This window comes from Streptomyces bohaiensis (assembly GCF_012033785.1).
GTDB classification, from domain to species: domain Bacteria; phylum Actinomycetota; class Actinomycetes; order Streptomycetales; family Streptomycetaceae; genus Streptomyces; species Streptomyces bohaiensis.
In genome coordinates this window covers 1-7,530 of record NZ_JAAVJC010000228.1, presented here as the reverse complement: position 1 = coordinate 7,530, position 7,530 = coordinate 1, and the positions used below count along the sequence as shown (strand labels likewise).

At 75.0% G+C, this 7,530-nt stretch carries 5 protein-coding genes and 2 pseudogenes; 2 read left to right on the top strand and 5 right to left on the bottom strand.

The window, feature by feature from the left end; all coding sequences use genetic code 11:
- Nucleotides 1-48: 48 nt before the first annotated feature.
- The 4 genes from HCN52_RS19345 to HCN52_RS19330 form a co-directional block, all read right to left on the bottom strand.
- Nucleotides 49-2,457, bottom strand: a complete 2,409-nt coding sequence (locus tag HCN52_RS19345; RefSeq protein WP_168089722.1) for a transglutaminase TgpA family protein — start codon at nucleotides 2,455-2,457, stop codon at nucleotides 49-51.
- A gap of 74 nt (nucleotides 2,458-2,531) precedes the next feature.
- On the bottom strand, nucleotides 2,532-3,803 hold the full coding sequence (locus HCN52_RS19340) for a DUF58 domain-containing protein (protein ID WP_168089721.1): 1,272 nt from the start codon (nucleotides 3,801-3,803) through the stop codon (nucleotides 2,532-2,534).
- Complete coding sequence (locus tag HCN52_RS19335) at nucleotides 3,803-4,789, bottom strand: AAA family ATPase (RefSeq protein ID WP_168089720.1); 987 nt, start codon at nucleotides 4,787-4,789, stop codon at nucleotides 3,803-3,805. Before HCN52_RS19335 ends, HCN52_RS19340 begins: the two co-directional genes overlap by 1 nt.
- A gap of 128 nt (nucleotides 4,790-4,917) precedes the next feature.
- On the bottom strand, nucleotides 4,918-5,436 hold the full coding sequence (locus HCN52_RS19330; protein WP_168089719.1) for a beta-class carbonic anhydrase: 519 nt from the start codon (nucleotides 5,434-5,436) through the stop codon (nucleotides 4,918-4,920).
- Nucleotides 5,437-5,753: 317 nt separating this feature from the next.
- Here HCN52_RS19330 and rsmH point away from each other — a divergent pair, with 317 nt between their 5' ends.
- Both rsmH and HCN52_RS26540 read left to right on the top strand, forming a co-directional pair.
- A complete protein-coding gene (gene rsmH / locus HCN52_RS19325; RefSeq protein ID WP_168089718.1) occupies nucleotides 5,754-6,731 on the top strand; it encodes a 16S rRNA (cytosine(1402)-N(4))-methyltransferase RsmH in 978 nt (325 codons plus the stop codon).
- 140 nt (nucleotides 6,732-6,871) lie between these two features.
- Nucleotides 6,872-7,015 (top strand): annotated as a pseudogene (locus HCN52_RS26540) (septum formation initiator family protein); the annotation flags it as partial.
- Nucleotides 7,016-7,401: 386 nt separating this feature from the next.
- On the opposite strand, the pseudogene HCN52_RS26435 reads toward HCN52_RS26540, so the two are convergent.
- Nucleotides 7,402-7,512 (bottom strand): annotated as a pseudogene (locus tag HCN52_RS26435) (cryptochrome/photolyase family protein); the annotation flags it as partial.
- Nucleotides 7,513-7,530: the final 18 nt, after the last annotated feature.

The window sequence follows — 7,530 nt, the reverse complement described above, 5'->3', positions numbered from 1 at the left end:
CGCCCGCCCCGCGCGGGCCCCGCCCCTCAGCGGGACGCCGCTCGTGCCTCAGCCCCGGGAGCGGGACAGTCGCGGCACCATCCGGCGCGTCCGCTCCGCGGCCTCCGCCCGCGCCGCGCGGGCCCGGAGCGAGGCCGCCTGCGTCACCCGAACGGCCGAAGGCGGGAAGAGCGCCGCCCGGCTCCGCGCGGCCGGCGACTCGTGCACGGCGCGCAGCGCCGCGACAGCGGTGCGTGCGTCGTCCGCGACCGCCGCGCCGTCCACCCCGGCGGCGCCGCGGGGTGCGTACAGCTCCCGCTCCACCGCGTCGGCGACCCGGTGGACGGCGGCGGCGGACTCCTCGGCTAGCTGTCCCGCGCGGACCACGCGCCGCGCCCCCTGCCGGGGGGTCTCCTCGGGCAGGGGTGGCGAGCCGATGTCCCAGGCGCTGTCCAGGAGTTCGTCCCAGGCGGCCAGTACCCCGGCCTGCGGCGCCAACCGGCGGTGGCGTTCCCGCCGGCGCCACAGCCAGGGGGTCAGCAGCAGCGCGGCGAGCGCGGCGGCGGCCAGCGCACCCCAGACCCAGGGCCAGAAGGCCACCGCGGCGTCCCGGCCGCCCGACGCGTCGGCCGTCACCGGCACCTCGCAGGCCTCCGGCTCCAGCATCGGGTCGCAGCGGGGCGGCTCCTCGGGAGCAGCCGCGGGCTCCTCCTCCTCGCCCTCCGGCGCGGCCGACCCCGCGTCCGGCTCCTCGTCCTCGACCTCCGGACGGTCGGCGTTCGCCGCGTCCGGCCGCGTCCAGGCGGGGGCGCTGCCCTGGCCCGGCGTGGGCTCGAACCGGGTCCAGCCCACGCCCTCGAAGTACAGCTCGGGCCAGGCGTGCGCGTTGTGCAGCCCGACGGCGTAGCTGCCGTCCGCCTGGCGCGCGCCGGGGGTGAACCCGACGGAGACCTGGGCGGGAATGTCCATGGTCCGCGCCATCGCCGCCATCGCGAAGGCGAAGTGGATGCAGAACCCCTCGCGGGCCTGGAGGAAGTTCGCCACGGCCTCGGTGCCGGTACCGGAGGCGACATCGGTGTTGTAGGTGAAGTCGCCCTCGGTGGTGAACCACCGCTGGAGGGCCACGGCCCGCTCGTAGTTGCTGGTGGCGTCGGCCGTCACCTCGGCCGCCGTCTCGGCGACCAGCGGCGGCAGGTCGGCCGGGAGCCGGGTGAACTCGTCGGTGATCACCGTGCTGACCGGCTCGGGCGCCTGCGCCAACTGCGCCGCGGTGGGCTCGATCAGCAGGTGCCGCACCTCGTACTCCAGGCCGGCGGCGGTCTGGTTGCGCCCGGCCACCAGCGTGCGCGAGTAGGCGTCGTAGGACCAGGAGCCCTCCGCCGCGATGTCCTGCGCGGGGACCGGCACCGGCAGCGAGCGCTGCGCGTAGTCGGGCTCCGCGGTGATGGTGGTGACGGCCTCCGTCTGCTCCACCGCGTCGCTGAGACCGGCGACCGGCCACGGCGTCTGCGGCACGGAGTCGAGCACGTTCTCGCTGGAGAACCAGCGCCTGCCGTCGAACCGGTCCAGCGAGACCAGCCGCAGGTAGAGGTCGCGCGGGCGGTCGCTGTCCGTCTCGTAGGTGAGGACGGTCCGATCGGCCGGCTGGTTCAGCTGGTCCTGCAGGGCGACGACCGGGTTGACGGCGATGGTGCCGATGTCGTGGCCGCCGGAGCTGGTCCCACCGCGCTCGGGCGGTGAGATCAGACCCTCGCCCAGCGCGGGCAGCATCAGCGGTGCGGCGACCGCGACGCCGAGCGCGGCCGCGCCGATACGGTGCCCGGTCCGCAGTCTCGGCACGTCCTGCCGCGCTGCTCCCGGCTCGCCGCCGCCGCGACCGAGGGGCCCGGGGAAGAACCGTCCCCAGGCCGCCACCCGGCTGCTGCTCTCGGTGAGCAGCAGCAGCAGGAACCCGCCCGCCGCCACGACGAAGTGGATCCAGGCGGTGGCCTCCTGGGCGATGCCGGTGGCGGCCGAGTACATGGCGAGCAGCGGCAGTCCGGCCGCGGCGGCACTGCGCAGCGTCACCGCCAGCAGGTCGACGACCAGCCCGACGCCCAGCACGCCGGTCAGCAGCATCAGCCGTATGCCCTCGGTGACGGGCGCGGGGGAGGCGAAGCTCCCGACGTCCTGCGCGCCGAGTTCGTACAGCACGCCCAGCTCGGCGATCGCCTCCGGCCCGGGCACCACGCCGAGCAGCGCGTACTCGGGCACGGTGACCAGCGTGAGCAGCAGCACCGCGGTGAGCAGTTGGGCCGTGGTCGTCAGCGCGGCATTGAGCTCGCCCCAGCGCGCGAGCGCGCCGACACCGCTCACCATCGCCAGCAGCAGGCCCGCCTGGAGGAACCACCCGGGGTCCTCGACCAGCGGCAGCAGCGCGAACGCGGTGGCCATCGTCGCAGCCCCGGCCACCACCGTGATCCGGCCTCGTCCGCCCATGATCCCTCTCCTCGACCCACTGTCCGGCGCGTCGCCCGTGCCCGGTCGCGCGCGGTGGTCCGTCCTGCCGGCGGTCAGCGTCCGAGCGACGCGCGTGACGCCGCCCGCCACAACTCTGCCAGGGAGGCGTCGCGATGGTGCGCCAGCACCGTCCAGCCGCCCTGTTCCAGCCGCTTCATGCGGCGTTCCTCCAACCGGCCGTCCAACTGGCCGGCCGCGACGAACGCGATCGACGGGGCGCCGCCGCGCCGCAGCGCGGTCAGCTCGCCCGCGGGTTCCTTCGCCACCGTCCCCAGGAAGGCCAGCAGCAGACCGGGGTCACGCCGCAGCATCGCCTCACGGGCGCCCTCGAACCCCTCACCGTCGGAGTGCTCCACCGAAGCCAGGCCGTCCATCACCAGGGCCCCGATCTCGGTGGGGTCCGGCTGGTCGCCCTCCCCCTCGGGCAGCACGGCCCCGGTGTCCGTCACCAGTCGCACCGCGTACCCGCGCGCCACCAGGTGCGCCACGGCGGAGGCGGCGCCGGAGACGGCCCGCTCGAACGCCGGGTCCCCGCTCTCCTGCTCCCAGCCGCGCCGCCGGGTGTCCAGCAGCACCGTGCAGCGGTCCTGACGGGGCTGCTCCTCGCGGCGGACCATCAGCGAGCCCCGGCGGGCCGTGGACCGCCAGTGGACCCGGCGGACGTCGTCGCCGTGGCGGTAGTCGCGCGGGATGACGTCGTCCTCGCCGGTGATCGCGGTCGACCGCCGCCCGCCCTCGCCGAACCCGGCGGCGTCCCCGCCGAGCGCGGTCGCCGGCAGCGGCTCGGTCCGCGGCAGCACCGTCATCACATCGAAGGCGGTGAACGACCGGTTCAGCTCCACCAGGCCGAACGGGTCGGTCAGCCGCAGCTGGAGCGGCCCCAGCGGATAGCGGCCCCGAAGGTCGGAACGGACGCGGTAGGTGACCTCGCGCCTGCCGCCCGACTCGATGCGGTCCACCACGAACCGCGGCCGCGGGCCCAGCACGTAGGGCACCCGGTCCTGCAGCATCAGCAGCCCGGTGGGGACGCCCCGCGCGGTGTTCTCCAGCCGCAGCCGGACCCGGGACTCCGAGCCCGCGGGGACCCGGGCCGGGCTCAGTTGCCGTGCCGCCGTCACCCGGCTCCGTGTGCGGTGCAGCACCAGCACGCACAGCAGCGGCAGCAGCGCCAGCAGCGCTCCGATGCGCAGCAGGTCCTCCTGCCCCAGCAGGTAGGCGCAGACGCCCGCTGCCGCGCCGGCCGCCAGGAACGACCGGCCGCGTGTGGTCAGCCCGCCGAACGCGGCCCGCAGCGGACCCCGGTCCGGGTCGCCGGACGGCGGCATCAGAAGCCCCGGCGCTGCGCGTACACGTCCGGCATCGGGGTGTGGGTCAGGATCTCCCCGACGAGGTCCTCGGTGGTGTGGCGGTTGAGCTGGGCCTGCGCCGTCGGCAGCAGGCGGTGGGCCAGCACCGGCACCGCCAGCGCCTGCACGTCGTCCGGGAGGACGTACTCGCGGCCCTGGAGCGCCGCGGAGGCCTTGGCCGCGCGCAGCAGCTGCAACCCCGCCCGCGGGGAGGCGCCGAGCCGCACCTCGGGGTAGTTGCGGGTGGCGTCCAGCAGGTTCAGCGCGTAGTGGCGGACCGGGTCGGACACGTGGATGCCGCGCACGGCCTCCATCAGCTTCACCAACCGGTGGTCCTGGACGACGGGCCGCAGCGCGTCGAGCGGGGAGGACTCGCCGTGGCCCTCCAGCATCCGCAGCTCCGCCTCGAACGACGGGTACCCCATCGACACCCGTGCCATGAAGCGGTCCCGCTGCGCCTCCGGCAGCGGGTAGGTGCCCTCCATCTCGACGGGGTTCTGCGTCGCGACGACCATGAACGGCTTCGGCAGCGCGTAGGTCTCGCCGTCCGCGGTGACCTGCCGCTCCTCCATCGCCTCCAGGAGCGCGGACTGCGTCTTGGGGGAGGCGCGGTTGATCTCGTCGCCGATGACGATCTGCGAGAAGACCGCCCCGGGCTTGAACTCGAACTCGCGGCGCTCCTGGTCGTAGACGCTGACACCCGTGATGTCGGAGGGCAGCAGGTCCGGGGTGAACTGGATGCGGCGCACCGAGCAGTCGACGGAGCGCGCCAGGGCCTTGGCGAGCATGGTCTTGCCCACGCCCGGCACGTCCTCCAGCAGCAGGTGCCCGCCGGCGAGCAGGACGGTCAGCGAGACGCGCACGACCTCCGGTTTGCCCTCGATGACGCTTTCCATGGCGCGTCGCACCGCGTCCGCGGTCGCGCCCAGCTCACCGAGTGTGCTCTGGCCCTCGTAGGTCGTCACCGGTTCTCCTCGGCCCCTCTCGCCGTTCCGCCGCGCCCCGGCGGGGCGGGCCGTCGTTGGTCGGTGTGCGCCGCCCTGCCGGGGGCGCACACCGCGCGAGAGCATTCTTCACACAATCGCGTCCGGCGTCACCGGCTGGGCGACGGGCTGGCCGCGGGGACCTCCCGGAGCAGGCCGGTCGTCACGTCGAACACGAACCCGCGGACGTCATCAGTGTGCAGGAGGAACGGCGAGCGGCGCACACGGTTCATCGACTGGCGCACGTCCTGGTCGAGGTCGGTGAAGGACTCCACCGCCCAGCTGGGCTTCTGGCCCACCTCCAGCTCCAGTTCGGTGCGGAAGTCCTCGGTGAGCTTCTCCAGGCCGCAACCGGTGTGGTGGATCAGGACCACGGAGGTGGTGCCCAGCGCGCGCTGGCTGATGGTGAGCGAGCGGATGATGTCGTCGGTGACGACACCGCCCGCGTTGCGGATGGTGTGGCAGTCGCCCAGGTCGAGGCCGAGGGCGGAGTGCAGGTCGAGGCGGGCGTCCATGCAGGCGACGATCGCCACCTTGCGGGTCGGGCGGGCGTCCATGCCCGGGTCCGTGAACCCCGCGGCGTACCGCCTGTTGGCTTCTACCAGCTGATCGGTGACCGATGAAGACATGCCGCAGACGTTAGTACGGAACGGCGCCGCTCCCGCCCCCCGGTCACCCGGCGCCCGTGCGTGCGGCGCGGCGGCCGCCTGCTGCGTCCGGGTACGACCGGGCCCGCGGCGCGCCCGGGTGACGGGGATCACCCCGGTGCGCACGGGGCCCGGGAGCGCCGGGCGGCGGGGCGCCGGGCGGGCCCGGACGCGCCCGCCACACGGGTCCGGCGCAGTGATTGACCCCGGAATCAGGTGGACTAGGGTTGCGCACACCCGTCGTCCGTGTCGCTTTTCTCCCCTTCGCCGACCCCGGCGGTCACCTTTTCGGAAGGCCCATGTCCACCACCAACGACCGGCCGGCAGCAGACCGGCACCGCCCCGTCTTCCTCCGGCGCTGCCTGGAGCTGCTCGGGCCAGCCCTGGAAGAGCCCGGCGCCACCGTGGTGGACTGCACGCTCGGGCTCGGCGGCCACAGCGAGGCCCTGCTCGAAGCCCACCCCGGCGCCCGGCTGATCGGCCTGGACCGCGACCCCTCGGCGCTCCGGCTGGCCGGGGAACGGCTGGCACGGTTCGGTGACCGCGCCACCCTGGTCCACGCCGTCTACGACGAACTCCCCGACGTGCTGGCGCGACTGGGCGTCGGCCCCGTCCGCGGGGTGCTGTTCGACCTCGGGGTCTCCTCGATGCAACTGGACGAGGCCGAGCGCGGGTTCGCCTACGCGCAGGACGCGCCGCTGGACATGCGGATGGACCAGACCACCGGGCTCAGCGCCGCCGAGGTGCTCAACACCTACCCGCCCGGTGACCTCGTGCGCATCCTGCGGGCCTACGGCGAGGAGAAGTTCGCGCGCAAGATCGTCGAAGCCGTCGTGCGCCGCCGGGAGACCGCGCCGCTCACCGGCAGCGCCGAACTGGTCGCCCTCATCCGGGAGGCGCTGCCGCAGGCCGCGATGCGCACCGGCGGCAACCCCGCCAAGCGCACCTTCCAGGCGCTGCGGATCGAGGTCAACGGCGAACTGTCGGTGCTGGAACGCGCGGTCCCGGCGGCGGTGGGCGCCCTCGCGGTCGGCGGACGCATGGTGGTGCTGTCGTACCAGTCCCTGGAGGACCGGCTGGTCAAGAAGGTCCTGGCCGCCGGCGCGGCCTCCACGGCGCCGCCCGGACTGCCCGTCGTGCCCGAGGAGTACCAGCCCCGGCTGCGGCTGCTGACCCGAGGTGCCGAGTTGCCCGGTGAGGCGGAGATCGCCGAGAACCGCCGTGCGGCGCCGGCCCGACTGCGCGCCGTCGAACGCGTCCGCGAGGCCCGGGCGTGACTCCCGCGGGCAAGGGGCCGGCCACCGGCGCGCAGGCCCGCCTCGCACGGCTCACCGGCCTCGGGGGCGGTTCCTCCTCGTCGAACGCGGCCGCCCGCACCCCGTTCGTGCTGCTCATCGTGGTGCTGCTCGGCGCGGGCATGCTCTCGCTCCTGTTGCTGAACGCGGCGCTGAACCAGGGCTCCTTCGAGCTGAGCGAACTGCGCCGCCAGGCCCAGGACGCGCGCGACGAGCAGCAGTCGTTGCAGGCCGAGGTCGACGGCTTCTCCGCGCCGGACGCCCTCGCGGAGCGCGCCCGTGAGCTGGGGCTCGTCCCCGGTGGTCCTCCGGTCTTCCTCGCTCCCGACGGTTCGTTCCTCGGCGACCCCGAGCCGGCACCACCGCCGGAGGAGCAGGAGGAGGAGCCGGTCGAGGGCCCCGCGCCCGAGGCGGAGCCGGGCCCGGACCAGAGCGCCGGCGCGGATTCCGGCGCCGAGGACGAGGACGAGGACGCGGACGAGGACACCGACGACCCCGACGCACCCGTTGACGGCGGCGAGGAGGCCGGTGGCGGAGCCGAGGGCGCCGACGCGGAGCAGGCCCCCGACTCCGACGCTGACGCCGAGGACGCCGACCCCGGGACCGACGCCGAGGACGCCGGGACCGCCTCGGCGAGTGCCGACCCGGCAGCCGCCCCCGGCCGCCCCGTCACCCCCGGGCTCCCCGCCCCCCGCGGCGATTCGCGGTTGTCGTGGTCGTAGTTCCAGCGGCCGCCCGCCGGGTGGTCGTGCCCGTCGAGCAGCAGCTCGTGGTCGCGGCG

Bases quoted from the DNA above. Each gene is read 5' to 3' on its own strand.
- HCN52_RS19345 (WP_168089722.1), bottom strand. From the start codon at position 2,457: ATGGGCGGACGAGGCCGGATCACGGTGGTGGCCGGGGCTGCGACGATG.
- HCN52_RS19340 (WP_168089721.1), bottom strand. From the start codon at position 3,803: ATGCCGCCGTCCGGCGACCCGGACCGGGGTCCGCTGCGGGCCGCGTTC.
- HCN52_RS19330 (WP_168089719.1), bottom strand. From the start codon at position 5,436: ATGTCTTCATCGGTCACCGATCAGCTGGTAGAAGCCAACAGGCGGTAC.
- rsmH (WP_168089718.1), top strand. From the start codon at position 5,754: ATGTCCACCACCAACGACCGGCCGGCAGCAGACCGGCACCGCCCCGTC.